We start from the raw sequence: 18,062 nt of genomic DNA on the forward strand, positions 1-18,062 counted from the left end.
GCCTCTTGCCGGCCGGGTTGTCATCGGGTGCGCCGCCGCCCGTCGGGACGGGTACCGAGCCTGTGGGTGCCGACCGCGTCGCGAGTGGCGTCGAGCGCCTTCACGGCGTCGTCCATGTGCTGTTGCGCGATGCCGATGAACAGGCAGTCGATGACCGTCAGCTGGGCGATCCGGCTGGCGGTGGCACCCGAGCGGAAGGTCGTCTCCCGTGCCGCGGTGGTGAGCACGTGGTCGGCGACCTCTGCGATCGGCGAACGCGGGAAGTTCGTCAGCGCGACCGTCGTCGCTCCGTGTTCCTTCGCCGCCCGCAGCGCCTCGACGGTGTCGGTCGTCGCGCCCGAGTGCGAGATGCCGACGGCGACGTCGCCCTCGCCGAGCACGGCTGCCGACGTCAACATGATGTGCGTATCGGACCAGGAGAAGCTCACCCTTCCGATGCGATGCAGCTTCTGCTGCAGGTCGGCGGCCACGAACGCGCTCGCACCGACGCCGTAGACGTCGACGCGGCCCGCGCCTGCCATCACATCGACGACCTGCTGCAATCGGTCGACGTCGAGCTGTTCGGCGGTCTCCTCGACGGCCCTGGCATCGGTGAACCCGATCTTGCCGACGATCGAGGCGAGATCGTCGTCGTAGGAGATGTCGCCGCCGTGTACCTGCGGGGTGCGTGCCGCCGAGCGGGCCGTGTCCGCGGCGAGCGCGATGCGCAGCTGCGGGTATCCGCCGACGCCGATCGCCTTGCAGAACCGGGTGACGGTCGTCTCGCTGGTGTTCGCCGCCAGTGCGACTTCGGTGATGCTGCGTCGGGACACGGTCGTCGGGTCGTCGAGGACAACCTTGGCGACACGCTGTTCGGCCTTCGCGAGGCCCGGCAGCAGTGAGCGGATGCGAACCAGCGGGCTGCCGTCCGGGTCGGCCGATTCCGGAGCCGTCGCGGCCACGGGGTCGTCCGCAGTGTCCGGCAAAGGTTCATCACCTACAGGTCCCGTTGGAAAATTCCTTACTGCTGGCGTCTGCGACAAGGTTACCCACACCCTCCAGTCGATTGCAGCCCCTGGCGCGTCCCCCGTCGACCCGGCCGTCCGAACCATCGTTGCTTAGAAAGTCGCCAACCGCCTAGGGGACGTTAGACACAGCGTCTTAACGACTTGGCAACGTCACCTGCGGCTATGTGCCGGTAGCAGAGAGCGATTCAGTATGGTTTGCACGTTTCTTCGGTGGGGTGGTGACGATCGCTGCGCGTCTGCACACCCGTGCGGCACGTGCGGTCGACGCGGCCGGGTGGCCCACATCGAACGTCGTGAATCTGCTGGTGAATGGCCAACAATCGCCCGTCATCACTGTCTCCTCGAATGTGCACCGGGTGTCACTCGGCGCCGGTGCCGAATCGCCGCCGCAGGCACATCGGCCCGGCGGCCGCTTCAACACCATGGATGCCCATATCCGAGGTGCGATACGCGTCGACGCGTGTAATGCGCGTGAGTTGCCGGTCGGCGCCCGTACAACGCGAGGCGGCCCCGGGTGCAGTGCAGCACTGCACCCGGGGCCGCCTCGGTGACGTGACTTCGTGCGGGGACCTGGGTTACGAACCGGGTCGATGGGAGACCGGCTTCGGCCGCAGCCCGCCGTTGTCCGACTTCGCATCGTCGCCGGAGCCCGCCGGGTTGCCGGCGCCGCCGCCGTTGCCGGACTTGCCGCCGCCGTTGCCGTTCTCCGGCTTGTCGTCCTGTCCCGGAGTGCGGAACCACGAGCCTCCGCCGGCGTTCGGCTTGGCCTTCAGTGCCCGCGACATGGCGGTCGCCCACCCTTCGCGAGCGTCGTTGATCGAACCCCACTCGCGAGTCGGGTGCACCCGGTTGGTCAGCAGGATGGCCATCGACTGCGAACTCGGGTCGATCACGAACGACGTGCCCGTGTAACCCGTGTGGCCTGCGGTGACGGGTGACGACAGTTCACCCATGTACCAGTCCTGGTCGAGTTCGAATCCGAGCCCGTGAGCGTGGTCGGGGAACTCCTGGTTGCGGTTCGTGAGCATGTCGCGAACGCTGCGTTCCTTCAGGATCCGCTCACCGCCGTAGACGCCGCCGTTCAGCAGCGCCTGCCCGAGTACACCCATGTCGCGGACGGTCGAGAAGATGCCGGCGTGACCGGCGACGCCGTCGAGCGACCAGGCGTTCTCGTCGTGTACGACACCGCGGATCATGCCGCGATCCGGCTCGGACTGGTACTCCGTCGCCGCGATGCGGTCCCGCTCCGAGGCCGGCGGGTTGAACCCCGTGTCGGTCATCCCGAGCGGGGCCGTGATGTTGTCGTGAACGTAGTGGTCGAGCCGCTTACCGGTGAGCTTGCCGACGAGTTCGCCGAGGGTGATCAGGTTCAGATCGGAGTACTCGTACTCGGTTCCCGGTTCGTTCACGGGCTCGGCCGAGAGGACCGCGCCGATGCGCGAGGTGCGGTCCGGGTAGTCCTCCCACAGCGGCATCGTGGCCTGCAGTCCCGACGTGTGGGTCAGCAGCTGCTCGACGGTGATCGAGTCCTTGCCGTTCGACCCGAACGCGGGCAGGTACCGCGCGACGGGTGCCGACAGCTCGACGTCGCCGCGCTCGACCAGCTGCATCACCGCGACCGAGGTGAACAGCTTGGTGACCGATGCCATGTCGAAGATGGTGTTCTCGCGCATGCGAACCTGTTGGTTCGGCGGCAGCTCGTTGCCGTCACGGTCGAAGCGCACCGCGCCTCCCGCCGAGAACTTGCCCACGACTTTGCCGTCGTGGGCGAGCAGTCCGGTGGCGCCCGAGTACATCGGGTGGCCGTCGACGGCATCCGACGCGGTCAACTCCGCCAGCCTGCGCTCCGCCTGGCGGACGGGCCGCGGGTCCACGCCCGCGTCCTTGGGCTTGGCGTGAGCGAGCGCGCCCGCCGTCGGCGACAGCGCGGTACGCGGCCCGTCGAACCGGCCTTCGTCCGGTGTCGCCGCCGCCGCGGTGGTCGTGCTTGTCAGGACGAAGACAGCCGTCATCGCCACGATTCTGCCTCGCACGCGAGTAATCCCCCTACCGGTAGATCAGATACTGCTCCCGGTTCCGGCGGAATCCGTCGATCTCATCGGCCCAGGAACCGATGATCTCGTCGGTGCCTGCGCCGGCGTTCACCATACTGCGGAGGCGATCGGAACCGAAGAGTTTGTCGATGAAGTTGTCCTCGCGCCACCCGAACAGCTTGGGGTGCACTCGTTTCGCCGTAACGATCATGGCGATGCCCGTGCGAATGGGCTCGAACGCGTGCGGGTCGGTGATGTTCAGCTGAACGCCACCGCATTGTTCGTCGGTGAATTTGCCGAACGTCGGCACGAAGTACGTTTCCCGGAACGATACACCGGGAAGGTTCTGTTCCTGGAGTGCTTCACGCCACTTCCAGTCGACCCCGGGTGCGCCCAAGATCTCGAACGGCGACGTGGTGCCCCGCCCTTCCGAGAACACGGTTCCCTCAAAAAGGCAGGTGCCGGGGTATGCCAGCGCGGTGTTCGGCGTCGGCATGTTCGGGCTCGGGGGCGTCCAGACAAGATCGGTTTGCGAGAACAAACGATCACGTTTCCAGCCGCGAGTCTCGATGACGTCCAGATTATCGAGTTTTCCGCCGTCCTCGGGCAGGAATTCGTTGTTGAACAATCGCGCCAGTTCGCCCGCCGTCATGCCGTGCTGCAGGACGATCGGCTTCAGTCCGACGCCGGAGCTGAATTTCGGGTCGAGCGTCGGACCGAACGCCGAGCCCCCGATGGGGTTGGGCCGGTCGAGAACGACGAACTCCACCCCGACCCGTGCGGCCGCGGCCATGCCCTCGTACATCGCCCAGATGTAGGTGTAGAAGCGGGAACCCACATCGGCGATGTCGAAGACGACCGTGTCGACACCCGATTTGCGATACATCCGGGCGAGTTCGTCGATCGTGGCGCCGTAGGCGTCGTAGACGGGGACACCGGTGCGAGGGTCCTCGTAGTCACCTTCGGAGCCGCCGGCCTGCGCGCTGCCCCGGAATCCGTGTTCCGGGCCGAACGCGGCGACCGGGCGGACACCCGCCGCGATCAGCGAATCGACGATGTGATCGCCACTGACCAGCACGCCGGTGGGATTGGACAGCACACCCACCTTGCGTCCGGCGAGGCGCTTCCAACCGTCGTCGGCGAGAACGTCGGCGCCGGGCCGCACGGCGCGCCCCGGGACGGGGCCGGACCGGCCGGCGGCGTCGCCTGCCGTACCCGGGCGCGGGGCCGCGGATGCGAGCTGGGACCCCGAGGTCAGCAGGGGTGTCGCGAGGGCGCTCGCGGTCAGGAACGTGCGTCGGTTCAAAGGCATGTCATCACCAGGTCAGACCGTGGCCGAAGGGGTAGCGGGTCGTGTCGGGGTCGTCCCCGGCCGGAATCGTCACCGGCAACTTGCCTTGCGGGGCCTGCTGGCCGAGCAGCACCTGCGCGAGTGAGGTCATGGAAACGTCCCGCCAGTCGTATGTGGCGAGCCATGTCGGGACGTCGACGTAGCCGGGGTCGTAGGGCTCCTGGACCGAGACTGCCACGACGTTCGCGTCCGTGGCCAACAACTCGTGCAGCAGGTCACGTTGCGCCGCATCACCCGAGAGTCCGTTCGTGAGGACGACGACCGTGTCGGCGTCACCCGCTGCGTTCACTGCACGCCGGATCGTCGCCTCGTCGGGTTCGGCGCCGGTCGGCAGCGCCGTGGCCGAATCGCCGAGTTTCGAGGCGAGCGACTCGACCGGACGGGCCGGGTAACCGGGGTAGTCGAGGTTGTTCCAGCCGGTCACCAGCGTCTTGCCCTGGCCGGTCAGTGGCAGCACCTCGTCGTCGTTGCGCAGCAGCGTCGGCGCCTTGTCCGTGGCGGCCTGCACCGTTTCGCGGTTGGCCGGCGTGCCGACCTTCTTGTCCACGGCACCGACGTTGACCATCGGCGCTTCGGGAATGCCGCGCTCGGCCTTCAGTTCGAGAATGCGCAGCACGCTCTTGTCGATGCGCTCTTCGGTGATGCGGCCGTTGTTCACTGCGTCCAGCACGCCGTTGACGGCGACGTCGAGGTCCGGCGGCATCAGCATCTGGTCGACACCCGCTTCGAGTGCAAGTACCGGGATCTCACTGTCGGGGTGCATCTCCCGGACGCCCTGCATCTGCAGCGAGTCTGTGACGACGACGCCGTCGTAGCCGAGTTCCTCGCGCAGCAGGCCGGTCATGATCGGTTTCGACAGCGTGGCCGGCTCCCCCGACGGGTCGAGGCTGGGCACCCGGATGTGCGCGGTCATGATCGAGTCGATGCCCGCGTCGACGGCCGCCTTGAACGGCGGCAGGTCGATCTCGCGCCATTCCTGCTCGGTGCGGTCGATCGTCGGCAGGCTGGTGTGGCTGTCGGTCGCCGCGTCGCCGTGCCCCGGGAAGTGTTTGGCCGAACTCGAGACGGTCGCCGTATCGCTGCCCGAGTCCTGGTATCCGTGGACCTGCGCGCTCACGAAGTCGCTCGCCAGCTGAGGGTCCGCGGAGAAGGACCGCGAACCGATGATCGGGTTCGCAGGGTTGGAGTTGACGTCGGCGACCGGCGCGAAGTCCTGGTTGATGCCCATGGCGCGCAGCTCGGAGCCGGTGACGGCTGCAGTGGCCTTCGCGGCCTCGGTGTCGCGGCCCGCGCCGAGTGCCATCGGGCTCGGCTGCTCCGTCGCGGGCTCACCCACGCGCGTCACGCGCCCGCCTTCCTGGTCCACCGAGACGATCAGTGGCACGCCGGAATCCGTGGCGAGCGCCGCCCGCTGGAGACCGTTGGACAGCTTCGCGACCTGTTTCGGGCGCTCGATGTTGTCCGTGCCGCCGTGATTGAAGTAGATGACTCCGCCCGGCTGGTACTTGCGGACGACGTCGGACGGCGTGTCCACGCCGTACTTCTCCTGGTTGCCCGCGTGCTTCTCGTTCGGCGCCTGTCCCCAGACGTCGGCGACGAACAGCTGCCCCACCTTCTGCTCGAGCGTCATGTCGCGCAGTGTGCGTTCGGCCCAGCTCACGGTGCTGTCCGGACCGGCCTGTGCCGGAGGGTTCGCGGAGACCTCGGAGCCTGCGGCGGATGCACCGACACCGCCGGTGACGACGAGCAGTCCCGTGAGCGTGGCAGCGGCATAGCTGTTCCTCCTGCGCGGGGAAGCAGGTTTTGTCACGAAATCCCTCCAGTGAGCGTGTGGATGTGGGAAATCCACGAAAGCGTCGGCACCGGAAAGCTAGGCGAGCACGATAGGCCCGTCAATGGACGAACGTCGCGCACCGTCACGAATGGACCGTTCCTTCCGGAAAACGGCAGGAACGGTCCACTCATGACATGCCGATGGGGGAACGGAATCCGCCATTCGCGGACTCGTTCACAACCACGGAAGCGTGGCGGGCCTCGGCGCCGCGCTGATCGCGCGAACGGCGTGCTGCGGTATCGACGGGAAGCAGAATCGGTGACCGACTCGGGCCGCCTTCGGTGCGGTGCGGGCTGCTTTCGGTCCGAGGCGGATCCGGCGGCGCGGGGTGCGGAAGAGGGAGGTGCGGGCTCGGCACAGGTCGCCCGGTGTACGGCCGGGCACCAGGTGCGCGGCGCAGCACTGGGAGCACGGACCTGCACAGGGCGCGCTGCGCGGGCCGGCAGGCGCCGCAGACCGGGCGCGAACGAGGCTGCGAGGCTGCGCCGACAGGCAGGGCGCGAACAGGCAGGGCGCGAACAGGCAGGGCGCGAACAGGCAGGGCGCGAACAGGCAGGGCGCGAACAGGCAGGGCGCGAACAGGCAGGGCGCCGGTCGGCCGGCGCGGGAGGGGTGGCGCGGCGCTCAGGTCACGACACACAGCGCCGCGACATGTCACGACACACAGCGCCGCGACATGTCACGACACGCAGCGGCGCGACACGCAGCACCACGACACACAGCACCACGACACACTGGGCGCGGTGGGTGGGGTCGGATGCACGTGGTGCACACAGGTGTGGCCCGCCGACGATGTCGACGGGCCTCACCTCGCGCGAGCGCCTGGGCGACCAAGCTGCAACGTGTGTCGCATCTTTTGGGGTACTAGGCGTCCGGCGTCCCGGTGACGCAGTCCCACGGCGACGAAGCCTTACGCGGCGTGCCCAGCGTGGGTACCCGGTACTCGCGCACGGAGATCGATCGGGGTGGATCGGGCTTATCTTCGCCGGATCCCTGGCCGGTTCGACGTCCGCACCTCCAGTTGTACTCAGTGATGCAGCTCACTTCAAGGGGTATTTCGGGTGCACCGGTACAGATTGTGGCCGGATATGCGCGTGACGTGGGTTTCCCTGGTGTGATGGGAAAGTCAGCCGCCGGACGGGTGTTGACGTCGCCTGAGCGGCTCTTCTCCGGTTTCCACCGTCGTGGTCGCCTCGGATGTCATGCGGGCGGTCGTCCACCCGTCCGCCTGGACAGTCCGTAGGCTGCGGTTCCGGCGACTGCGGCGATCCCCAGTCCGAGGCCGACCCCCGCGAGCACGTTGGTGCGCACTGTCATCCTCGACCGGATCGACACCGGTTTGTCGAAGGTGTGGATCTCCCATGTTCGCTCCGTGGCGATCCGGCGCAGCGTGCGGTCCGGGTTGACCGCGTGCGGATGCCCGACGGCCTCCAGCAGCGGGACGTCGGTGCTCGAATCGCTGTAGGCGTGGCAGTGGGTGAGGTCGTAGCCCCGTTCTGCCGCGAGGTGGCGTGCCGCGACCGCTTTCTGTTCGCCGTAGCAGTAGAAGTCGATCTCGCCGGAATAGTGGCCGGCCACGATGCTCATACGGGTACCGACGCTGTGGTCCGCGCCGAGCATCGCAGCGATCGGCGTGACCACCTCGTCGCCGGCCGCCGACAACACGATCACGTCGTGTCCCTGCGCCTTGTGTGCGGCGATCAGAGCTTCGGCCTCGGCGTAGACGAGCGGCGTCACGACGTCGTGCAGCGTCTCGGCCACGATCGCGCGCAGTTGTGCCACGTCCCAGCCGCGACACAGCGCCGAGATCTCGGCCCTGAGGCGTTCGGTGCGCTCCTCGTCGGCGCCGGACAGGGAGAACACGAACTGGGCGTATGCACTCTTGAGGGCCGTACGGCGGCTGATCATCCCTTCGCGCATGAGCGGTCTGCCGAACGCGAGTGCGCTCGAGGAAGCGATGATCGTCTTGTCGAGATCGAAGAACGCTGCGACGCCGCAGGCTGGGGAGTTCCCGGAGTCGGCCACGCGTTCACGATATGTGATCGACAAGGGCGTGCGGGACGGGCGCACCTGCGCCGGATCCCGACGCTTCACCGGCCCGGTCCGTGGCACGGGACCCGCGACCCATCTGTTATCGAATTGCCTGTTCAGAACGAGTTTCGGACAGAAGGGCGGAGCTATCCTGAAAGTAGTCCGGTATCGCTCCCGGATACGGCTCGGCTCACCCCCGGCCGAGCCCGGGCGGTCCCCGTTTCCCTCCCCCTGGCGGGGGCCGCCTCCCCGAACTCGCCTCGCGCTTTTCCGGTTACCGCTGAGTTATCCACAACGACCCGGTTATCCACAGGTTCGCGTTTTTCCTCTTTCCACCGCCCCGGCCGCAGGTGAATGTGGATGCGCAACCGAGAGTTTCTGGGGACGTGATGGAACGGACTGTGGACCGATCGCCGGAATCGAGTGCCGTCGGCAATCCCGTGGCCACCGACGCGATGGCCGGTAGTGACCGGCGGCCGCTCGTCGTCGCGCGTGAGGGGCGGGTGTTGGACGAGATTCGCAGGCACGCCGCCGCGGTCGATTGCGATCTCGCCCACGCGGCCGATCTCGACGACGCCGAGCCGTACTGGCACGAAGCGCCGCTCGTGCTCGTCGACGAGGATGTCGCGCCGAGCACCCGGGTGCGGCCGCGCCGCGACGACGTCGTATTGGTGTGCGGAGGAAAGCCGCCGCAGAGCGTGTGGCGCCGCGCCGTCGTGCTGGGCGCGCGTGAGGTCGTGACGCTTCCCGACACCGAAGGCGTACTGCTCACCTCGTTGGCCGATGTCGTCGAACAGCCGAGCGTGGACCGGGGTCGTGTGGTCGCAGTGCTCGGCGGACGCGGAGGCGCCGGTGCCTCGGTGCTGGCTGCGGCCGTGTCGGTGAGCGCCGCCAGAGCGGGAGGCAAGTCCGTCCTGCTCGACTGCGATCCCCTCGGCGGCGGTATCGATCTCGTGCTGGGTGCTGAACTGCAGACCGGGGTGCGTTGGCCCGACGTGCGGATCCACGGCGGGCGGGTGGCCATGTCGGCACTCGACGACGCCCTGCCGGTCGCCGGGCCGCCCGACGGTCCGGTCGCGTTGCTCTCGTGCGACCGCGACGGCGGCGGTCCGGCGCCGGAGACGGTCGAGGCGGTACTTCGGGCGGGAGTACGTGCGGGGCGGACCGTCGTGTGCGATCTGCCGCGCGATCCCGGCCCGTGCGGCCGTCGGGTTCTGAGCGTCGCGGAACTCGTCGTCGTGGTGGTGCCCGCCGAACTGCGCGCCTGTGTCGCGGCCTCCCGGGTGCTGGAGCGGCTCGGTGACGTCCGCAGCCGGGTTCGGGTGCTGGTACGCGGTCCCTCCCCGGACGGGCTGAGCGCACGTGATGTCGCCGGCAGCGTGGGTGTGCCGCTGCTGGGGTGGCTGCCCGCCGATCGGCGGATCGCCAAGACCGTCGAACGGGGCTCGTTCAACCCGAGGCGCAGGGGGCCACTCGGCGTTGCGGCGCGCACCGTGCTTCGGGAGCTCGCCGCAGGCTGATGCCTGTCGACGGGCCATCCACATTGATCTGTCTGCGAAGCCGGCGGAATTCCCGGTAGTCGTTTATCAAGGGGGAGAACATGGGAACCAGTACTGTCCACTCACGACTCGAAGATGATGAGGCTTCTTCCGGCGATGCGCGTCTGGTCGAACGGGTGCGGCAGCGGCTCGCGAACGCCGGCTCGACGCCCGATCCGCAGTCGGTGGCCGAAGCCGTGCGCGCTGAAACGACCGGAGTGTCAGGGCATCTCGACGTCCTCGACGCGCTGCGCTTGCTCCGCCACGAGTTCGTCGGTGCCGGACCGCTGGAACCGCTGCTTGACGACCCGGCGGTGACCGATGTGCTCGTGACCGCTCCCGACGAAGTGTGGATCGACGGCTCCGGCGGCCTGCGCCGCACGGACGTGACGTTCGCCGACGAGGAGGCCGTGCGCAGGCTGGCGCAGCGGCTCGCGCTCGCGGCTGGGCGGCGCCTCGACGACGCTCAGCCGTTCGTCGACGGCTGGTTGTCCGGTGCCGGATCGCACGGTCGGGTGCGTATGCACGCCGTGTTGCCGCCGGTGGCTGCGGGCGGCACCTGTCTGTCCCTGCGCGTCCTCCGTCCCGCCGCGCACGATCTGCGGGCGCTGCGCAGGCGGGGCACCGTCGACGAGTCCGGGTTCGCGTTGTTGGAGGCCGTCGTGACTGCGCGGTTGGCCTTTCTGATCAGCGGTGCCACCGGTTCCGGTAAGACGACCCTGCTCGCGGCGCTGCTCGGAGCGGTTTCCCCGCGGGAACGCATCGTCAGCGTGGAGGACGCCGCAGAGATCCAGCCGTCGCATCCACAGGTGGTGCAACTCGTCGCGCGGCCGCCCAACGTCGAGGGTGCGGGTGAGGTGACACTGCGCGACCTCGTGCGGGAGGCCTTGCGGATGCGACCGGACCGGCTCGTCGTCGGCGAGGTCCGGGGCCGAGAGGTCTGCGAGCTACTGAACGCACTCAACACCGGTCACGACGGCGGTGCGGGCACTCTGCACGCCAACTCGCCGGGCGAGGTGCCCGCCAGGCTCGAGGCGTTGGCCGCGCTCGGTGGATTGTCCCGCTCGGCGCTGCACAGTCAGCTCGCCGCAGCGGTGCAGCTCGTGCTGCACATGGAGCGGAGCGGCGGCACGCGGCGCCTCACCGAGGTCGGTGTCGTGCGGCGCGGTGGCGACGGCGTCGAGGTGCGGGCCGTCTGGACGGCGTCCGGCCCCACGGCGGACCGCGAGCTGCTGGCCTCCCTGTTGCGTGACCGGGGAGTGCAGCCGCCATGGTGACGTCGGCCCACCTGGTGTCGAGCCTGACAACCGGAGGTGTGGCGTTGCTGCTCTGGCCGCACCAGTGGGGCAGACAGCGGTTGCAGGCTTTGTCCGACCGGGCATCGGTCCTGGAACGTGTCGGGCGCCGGTGGCGATCGCTGTGGTCGTGGCGCGTCGGTGCGGTGGCGGCGCTGCCGCCGGTGCTGCTGGTTGCACTGTGGGCGGGCGTCGGCGTCGTGCTGGCGGCCGGATTCGGTGCGGCTGCGGTGTACGTACAGATTCGGGCTCGCCGCCGCGTGCGGCAGGGCGTTGCCGCGCTGAACGGTCTCGCCGAGGCGTTGCGCGCTATGGCGGGAGATCTCCGTTCCGGTGCACATCCCGCGACGGCAGCGGAATCGGCGGCGCAGGAAGCGGAGCGCCACATCGCACCGGTGTTCAGGGCTATCGCGGTGTCCGTGCGACTCGGCGGCGAGCCGGATACCGGCCTCACCGGGCTGCCCGCAAAGTCGGGGTCGTTGCCCGCAGGTGTCCTGGAGCGTGTGACGGCCGCGTGGTCGCTCGCGCGCCGACACGGGCTTGCACTGGCCGACATCGTCGACGCGGTCCACCGCGACGTGGCGACTCGTGCTCGGCTCGCGGGGACGCTCGACGCGCGGATGGCGGGGCCGCGGGCGAGCGCGTTGATCCTTGCGGGGCTGCCCGTACTCGGGGTGCTGCTCGGCGAGGCGATGGGCGCGGCACCGCTCGACGTGCTGTTCACGACGACAGCCGGGCAGGCGCTGCTGGCCGTGGGCGTCGCGCTGTTGTTGGGCGGCGTGGCCTGGACGTCGGCGATCACGGGAAGGGTGCTGCCCCGATGAGCCCCCTCGTGCCGGTGTTGCTCGCCGCTGCGCTCTGGTTGCCACCGGCGGTGTCCGCGTCCCGGCTCCGTTCGTTGCTCCCGTCGCAGGCGACTCTGGCGAAACGTCCGCGGCAACTGCGATATCTCGTGTCTTCGGAGCGAGGGTTGCCGGCGTGCGCGGGTGTGTCGGCCGCGTTGCTCGTCGTTGCCGCGGGGCCGGTCGTCGCGGCGCCCGTCGTCGGTGCGGGCGTGTGGTGGGTCGTCACGCGGGTGCGAGCGCGGAGAGGCCGCGAGCAGCCGGATCCGTTGCGCATGGCTGCGACCGGTGACCTGCTTGCCGCGTGTCTGCGTTCGGGTATGCCGGTTTCCACCGGAGTGCACGCGGTGGCGCCGACGGCGCAATCCGACGCGGCCGCCGCGTTGCACGCCACCGCCGGCCTGCTGGCGCTCGGTGCCGAACCGCAGCAGGCCTGGCTGCCGGCCAAGGAGTGCCCGGCCACGGCCGAACTCGCTCGTGCCGCCTGCCGTACAGCCCGCTCCGGCAGTGCGCTCGCAGGCGTCGCCGAGGACATGGCCAACCGGGAACGCGAGGCTGTCGCCGACACCGCCGAGGCGCGCGCCCAGCGAGCCGGTGTGCTGGTGACGGGGCCGCTCGGTCTCTGCTTCCTGCCCGCGTTCCTGTGCCTCGGTATCGCGCCGGTGGTGATCGGGCTCGCGAACGAATTGCTGGTCTGAATCAAAAGGGTCCGATGTGGACTGAATCTGGTCGGCGCGTGCCGACCGCCGGAAACCGATGGGAAAGGAAAGTCATGAACACAGTGATGACGATCGTGCGTACGGTGCTGCCCTTCGCTCGGCCGGCGAGTACGAACGCAATCTCCCCACGGGATGGTGCCAGCTCGCGGAAATCCGCGGCGGCCCCGCGCAGCGACCTTCGGACTGCGGAGGCGGTGGTGGACGATGCGACTGTCGACAAATCGGCAGTGGATGAACCTGCGGTGGATCTGGCCGCCTTGATTCCGAGACAGCCGGGGCCGGAACGGGAACGGGTGCCGTGTGACGGAGGGATCGGTGCCGAGCCTCCCGGGAACCGGCACGGTGAACGGAGCTTCGGCGGAGGCGACGGCCGGACCGTTGCCGTCACCGGCCGTGCCGAGCCGGACGATGCGCACGCCGAAAAAGAGGTCGATGCGGGGATGTCGACGGCAGAGTATGCGATAGGAACCCTGGCCGCGGCGGCGTTGGCGGCGGTGCTGTACATGATCGTCACCGGTGACTCCGTGACATCCGCGCTGACGTCGCTCATCGAGCAGGCGCTGTCGGTGGACTTCTGATGCTCGCCGTGCAACCGCGGGCTCGCGACGGTACAGGTGGCTGTGGCTGTGGCTGTGGCGACCGGGACGGGCGCGGGGACGGGGACGCGTTCGGCCGGTGCGACGAGAGCGACCGTGGTGCGGTGACCGTCGAAGGCGCGATCACGGTGTGCTCGCTGATCGTGGTGCTGGGACTCGTTCTGGGAGTCGTCGCGGCGATGCTGGACCAGGTGCGCTGCGCCGATGCCGCAGGTGAAGCGGCGCGCCTGCTCGGCAGAGGGGACGAAACCCGTGCTCGGGAAGCCGTCGAACGGCTGGCGCCGGACGGAGCGACGTTGACGTCGGCCGGTGACGGCACCGGCATCGTCGTCACCGTGCACAGCCCGATTCTCGGCGGTCTGTTGCCGGGGATGGAGCTCTCGGCTGAGGCCTATGCGGTCCGCGAACCCGGAACAGAGGAAGGCGGAACAAGGGAACCCGGCACAGGAGAAGGCGGAACAGGAGAAGGCGGAACAGGGGAAGCTGGGGCCGGGGAAGCCATGGCGAGCGAGGTGGCGCGGTGAGGTTCGTGGGGCACTACCTGCGCTCCGGGCGGGACCCCAGCGGGGACACCGCGTCGGCGGACTTTGGCGAGGCCACGCCGCCGAGTGCGGCACGGCCGTGGAGAACGGCACGGCCGTCGAACAGGGCAGCGTCGCAGCGCGAGGTACGGGCCCGGAACGCGGACGAGGGCATGGCCACGGTGTGGGGCGCGTTCGCGATCGCCGGTCTGCTGGCTGTCGCAGGCGTCGTGTGGCTGGTCGGTCATGTAGCTGTGGTTCGGCAACAGGTCGCCAACGCCGCGGATCTGGCCGCACTCGCCGCGGCCGGCAAGGTGGATCGCAGCGTGGGCGAAGCATGCCGGCTCGCCCGGACGGTCGCCGACCGCATGCACGTCGACCTGACCGACTGCCGCGTAGCGCACCCGGACGCGCTCGTGACCGTCGAGGCCGGTGGTGGGCCGTGGCTCGCTGCCTTCGGTCCGGTCACCGCCCGCGCGCGTGCTGGTCCGGCGGCCACCGAAGCGCGCCCGGACGACGAGCAGCGGTCGACTGCACGCGGTGAACGGTATCCCCGGCCTGTGGAAGAGAAGGACTCTGCGCAGGAATCACCGATCGGCCGGGCGCCGCCGAGCGGTGTTCGGTGGGTGGAGTCCCAGGCCACCGCCACGACGAACGGTATGTCGACCGGCGACGGGACCCGATGACCGGCGACCGACGTTCGGCGCAACCGTTGTGTCGATGCTCACTCATCGTCTCCGAACGTCCGGTTGTCGAGTGCCTCTGTCGCCGAGCCTGCAACTTGCCGTTAAGTGAAATCAGACGCCGCAACGCAGCGGCGCGAACGGTTTCAGGAGGCTTGAGCAAGACATGTTGGACATGGAGTGGCCCGACAGCTGGCGCGGCTCGTTCCGGATCGAGTTGCGTGCGGAGGCGATCAGCCTCGCCGAGCGTGGCTGGCCCATCCTGCCGGGCACGATCTCCCCGGGCGAGGGCGCCGACTGGGAGTACCCGGCACCCGCTCACGAGAACTGGCAGGACCGTCTCGGCGCGCACCCGCGCCAGGTCGCCGCGTGGTTCACCGGCAAACCGTGCAGCTTGCTCGTCGCAACCGGCACGATGGTCGATGCACTCGAGGTCGGCGACGAGCTCGGTCGGCGGGCTGCATCCCTGTTGCGGGTGACGGGCCGTCCGGCGCCGATCGTGGCGATGCCGAACGGCCGGTGGCTGTTCCTCACCGCCTCGACCGACGCCGTGCACCCGGCGCTCGCCGAGAACGAGGACGTGACCTGCCACGGCCGTGACGGATACGTCCCGCTCCCGCCGACCCCGTATCGCCAGGGCGTCGTGCACTGGCGCGTCAAGCCGGAGATCTGGGGCTGGCGGTTGCCGGAGGCGTCGACCGTCCACGAGGTGCTGGTCCGAGCTCTGCTCGGCGAGCACGACGACGCGGCCGTGGCAGGTTCGACCACCTCGGTACTCGCTCCCGAAGATCAGCCTGCCGCGGCTCCGTCCGCGGCCTGAACCACCTCGTGACCGTGTGTGCCATCGCGTCCCAGCGCCCCGAGCACGATGTCGAGCACGGTCACAGCCCCCGCCTTGTCCAGCGGTTCGTTGCCATTCCCGCACTTGGGCGACTGAACGCAGGACGGGCACCCGGCCGGGCACTCGCAGGAGACGATCGCCTCCCGCGTAGCGGCCAGCCATGGGACCAGCGCGGCAAACCCGCGATCGGCGAAACCGGCACCCCCGGGATGACCATCGTGCACGAACACCGTCGCCTCCCCGGTGTCAGCGTGCAACGCGGTGGACACTCCGCCGATGTCCCAGCGGTCGCACGTAGCGAACAGCGGTAGCAGGCCGATCGCTGCGTGCTCGGCAGCATGCAGGGCGCCGGGAAGGCGCGCCGATCCCAGCCCCGGCGCCTCCCGGCGCCCTGCAGCATCTCCGTCCCCACCGGTCCCGCTGCCGGAACTCGCGCTGATACGTGCACCGTCGCCGCCGGCGTCGGTCGAAGTCGCTTCACCGGCAGGCCCATCGGCGGCGGTCCCGACAACACCGCCGACGTCACCGGCGGCGGTTCCGACAACGTGGACAGCGCCGCCCGCAGCGGCGCCCGCAGAGGTGCCTTCCACAACAGCGCCTCCCACCCCAGCACCGTCCGCATCCGCACCGCCCGCGGCGGCTTCGCTTGAATCCCCACCGTCGGCGTCGGAGCCGGCCTCCGAGGCTGTGGGCGGCGCGCTTTGGAACAGCTCGTCGCTGATCGTGTACCAGACGGCCCTGGTGCGCAGCTCCTCTTCCGGCAGGTCGAGCGCAACCTGATCGAGCACCTCACCGGACGGCAGCCGGCGCAGATAGCCGACGACCCGCGATGACACGGCCACATCGCCGAGGCAGACGGTCACGCCGCCGAAATGCTGCTTCTGCTGTGTCGCCAGCACCTCGATGTCGATCACCTCGCGCGGCGACGTGTTCCACTCCGGGTCCTCGGCGTGCACCAGCGCCAGCCCGGTGTCCAAGTCCAGTTCGTCGACCACGTACGACGACCCCTGGTGCAGATACACCGCACCGGGATGCACCGTCGTACACGCCGAACTCGGATCGACCGTTCCCAGCAGCCTCGACGTCTCGGCCTCGACGACCGCGACCTGCTCCCCGCCCGACCCGCGGATGTCCACATCGAACTGCGGCCGGTCGCGCGAGGTCCAGTACCACCCGCTAGGCCTGCGGCGCAGTACTCCGTCGGCGACCAGTGAGTCCAGGACCGCACGCGCCTCGTCGCCACCGAACGTCTGGAGTTCGCCCGCCTTCAACGGAACCTCCGCGGCCGCGCACGCCAACTGCGGCGCCAGCACGTATGGATTGACCGGGTCGAGCACGGTGGTCTCGACCGGCTGATCCAGCAGGGCTTCCGGATGGTGCACGAGGTAGGTGTCCAGCGGATCGTCCCGCGCCACGAACACCACCAGTGCGTCGTCGCCCGCTCGTCCCGCGCGGCCCGACTGCTGCCAGAACGAGGCCAACGTGCCTGGGTAACCGGCGAGCACCGCCGCGTCGAGGCCGGAGATGTCGACGCCGAGTTCGAGCGCATTGGTGGTCGCCACCCCGAGGAGTCGCCGTGCCATCAGATCGGCTTCGAGTCGCCGCCGTTCCTCCGGCAGGTAGCCGGCGCGGTAGGCGGCGACCGTCTCCTCAAGGGCGGGGTCGACCTCGGCCAGGATGCGTTTCGCGCCCAGCGACGTCAGTTCCGCGCCGTGCCGAGACCGCACGAACGCCAACGTGCGAGCGCCCTCGATCACCAGCTCCGCCAGGATGCGCGCTGCCTCGGCCCCGGCGGAACGGCGCACGGGCGCACCGTTCTCCCCGGTCAGCTCGTCGAGCAGCGGCGGTTCCCACAGCGCCACGGTCCGCGGACCTCGCGGCGACGTGTCCTCGGTGATCGCCGTGGCAGGTCTGCCCGTGAGACGAGCGGCGAACTCGGCGGGTTCGGCGGTCGTCGCGGACGCCAACACGAACACCGGCTCGGCGCCGTAGTGGCGGGCCACGCGTTGCAGCCGCCGCAGGAGCAACGCCACGTGCGACCCGAACACGCCGCGGTAGCTGTGGCACTCGTCGACGACGACGTAGCGCAGCTTGCGGAAGAACGCCGCCCAGCGTGCGTGCCCGCTGAGGATGCCGCGGTGCAGCATGTCGGGGTTGCTGAAAACCCAGCGTGCGTGTTTGCGGACCCAGTCGCGTTCCTCGCGCGGGGTGTCGCCGTCGTACGACGCGGCACGTACGCCGTCGAGGTCGAGGGCCGTCACGGCGCCGAGCTGGTCGGCGCCGAGGGCTTTCGTCGGCGCGAGGTACAGCGCGGTCGACGAGGTATCGGTGACCAGCGTGGACAGCACGGGCAGCTGGTAGACGAGCGACTTCCCGGACGCGGTTCCGGTGGCGACGATGACGTCGGAGCCCTCCCACGCGGCCGCGGCGCCCGTCGCCTGGTGGGTCCACGGACGGTCGATGCCGCCGCTGCGCAGGGCGGCCACGACCTCGGTCGGTGCCCAGGAAGGCCAGTCGGTGACCTCGGCGTCGCGCCCCGGCAGGTCGGCGACGTGCGTGACCGGGTCGCGCCGCTCGGGGATGCCGGCCGTCGCGCGCTCGAGCAGCCGGCGTGCGCGCGTGGTCGAGGCTTCGTTCATCTGTTCGAGAATCGCACAGCCGTCGCTGTGATCATCGCCACCTGAGGGTGACCGGTGACACACCACTACGCCGGGTATCCGCCCCGGAACAGGTCTCCCGAGATCGACTCCGATACCAATACACTGCGCCGA

Annotated in this window: 14 protein-coding genes; 8 read left to right on the plus strand and 6 right to left on the minus strand. The window is 69.5% G+C overall.

Annotated elements, in window-relative coordinates; genetic code table 11:
* Nucleotides 1–20: 20 nt before the first annotated feature.
* From LY40_RS13540 to LY40_RS13560, 5 genes are all read right to left on the minus strand, one after another.
* Entirely contained in the window at nucleotides 21–965 is a 945-nt protein-coding gene (locus tag LY40_RS13540) for a MurR/RpiR family transcriptional regulator (protein WP_183782286.1), read from the minus strand.
* A gap of 617 nt (nucleotides 966–1,582) precedes the next feature.
* The gene (locus LY40_RS13545) at nucleotides 1,583–3,019 is read right to left on the minus strand and encodes a serine hydrolase domain-containing protein (protein WP_258937053.1); all 1,437 of its coding nucleotides are present in this window, start codon (nucleotides 3,017–3,019) and stop codon (nucleotides 1,583–1,585) included.
* Between the two features lie 34 nt (nucleotides 3,020–3,053).
* Nucleotides 3,054–4,352: an exo-beta-N-acetylmuramidase NamZ family protein gene (locus LY40_RS13550; RefSeq protein WP_183782291.1), complete on the minus strand. Its 1,299-nt coding sequence runs from the start codon at nucleotides 4,350–4,352 to the stop codon at nucleotides 3,054–3,056.
* A gap of 4 nt (nucleotides 4,353–4,356) precedes the next feature.
* Nucleotides 4,357–6,201, minus strand: coding sequence for a glycoside hydrolase family 3 protein (locus LY40_RS13555; RefSeq protein WP_258937054.1), 1,845 nt, complete (start codon nucleotides 6,199–6,201; stop codon nucleotides 4,357–4,359).
* Between the two features lie 1,224 nt (nucleotides 6,202–7,425).
* Entirely contained in the window at nucleotides 7,426–8,250 is an 825-nt protein-coding gene (locus tag LY40_RS13560) for an HAD family hydrolase (RefSeq protein WP_183782294.1), read from the minus strand.
* Between the two features lie 407 nt (nucleotides 8,251–8,657).
* Here LY40_RS13560 and ssd point away from each other — a divergent pair, with 407 nt between their 5' ends.
* The 8 genes from ssd to LY40_RS13600 all read left to right on the plus strand — a co-directional run bounded on the left by ssd (nucleotide 8,658) and on the right by LY40_RS13600 (nucleotide 15,270).
* On the plus strand, nucleotides 8,658–9,776 hold the full coding sequence (ssd, locus tag LY40_RS13565; protein WP_258937055.1) for a septum site-determining protein Ssd: 1,119 nt from the start codon (nucleotides 8,658–8,660) through the stop codon (nucleotides 9,774–9,776).
* 80 nt (nucleotides 9,777–9,856) lie between these two features.
* A complete protein-coding gene (locus tag LY40_RS13570; protein WP_258937056.1) occupies nucleotides 9,857–11,071 on the plus strand; it encodes a TadA family conjugal transfer-associated ATPase in 1,215 nt (404 codons plus the stop codon).
* Nucleotides 11,065–11,913, plus strand: coding sequence for a type II secretion system F family protein (locus LY40_RS13575; RefSeq protein ID WP_258937057.1), 849 nt, complete (start codon nucleotides 11,065–11,067; stop codon nucleotides 11,911–11,913). Before LY40_RS13570 ends, LY40_RS13575 begins: the two co-directional genes overlap by 7 nt.
* The gene (locus LY40_RS13580; protein WP_258937058.1) at nucleotides 11,910–12,629 is read left to right on the plus strand and encodes a type II secretion system F family protein; all 720 of its coding nucleotides are present in this window, start codon (nucleotides 11,910–11,912) and stop codon (nucleotides 12,627–12,629) included. The genes LY40_RS13575 and LY40_RS13580 overlap by 4 nt, the downstream gene beginning before the upstream one ends.
* Nucleotides 12,630–12,715: 86 nt before the next feature.
* Nucleotides 12,716–13,228 carry a DUF4244 domain-containing protein gene (locus LY40_RS13585; protein ID WP_258937209.1) on the plus strand — a complete coding sequence of 171 codons (513 nt, stop codon included), beginning with the start codon at nucleotides 12,716–12,718 and terminating at the stop codon, nucleotides 13,226–13,228.
* Between the two features lie 122 nt (nucleotides 13,229–13,350).
* Nucleotides 13,351–13,770, plus strand: a complete 420-nt coding sequence (locus LY40_RS26135) for a TadE family type IV pilus minor pilin (RefSeq protein WP_308216693.1) — start codon at nucleotides 13,351–13,353, stop codon at nucleotides 13,768–13,770.
* Nucleotides 13,767–14,453, plus strand: coding sequence for an Rv3654c family TadE-like protein (locus tag LY40_RS13595; RefSeq protein ID WP_258937059.1), 687 nt, complete (start codon nucleotides 13,767–13,769; stop codon nucleotides 14,451–14,453). Before LY40_RS26135 ends, LY40_RS13595 begins: the two co-directional genes overlap by 4 nt.
* 163 nt (nucleotides 14,454–14,616) lie before the next feature.
* The gene (locus LY40_RS13600) at nucleotides 14,617–15,270 is read left to right on the plus strand and encodes a bifunctional DNA primase/polymerase (RefSeq protein WP_183782306.1); all 654 of its coding nucleotides are present in this window, start codon (nucleotides 14,617–14,619) and stop codon (nucleotides 15,268–15,270) included.
* Here LY40_RS13600 and sftH read toward each other — a convergent pair.
* Nucleotides 15,240–17,930 (minus strand): DEAD/DEAH box helicase, encoded by a 2,691-nt coding sequence (gene sftH, locus LY40_RS13605; protein WP_258937060.1) that lies wholly within the window; start codon nucleotides 17,928–17,930, stop codon nucleotides 15,240–15,242. The genes LY40_RS13600 and sftH overlap by 31 nt on opposite strands.
* Nucleotides 17,931–18,062: the final 132 nt, after the last annotated feature.

The sequence above is a fragment of the Prauserella salsuginis genome (assembly GCF_024648885.1).
GTDB lineage: Bacteria > Actinomycetota > Actinomycetes > Mycobacteriales > Pseudonocardiaceae > Prauserella > Prauserella salsuginis.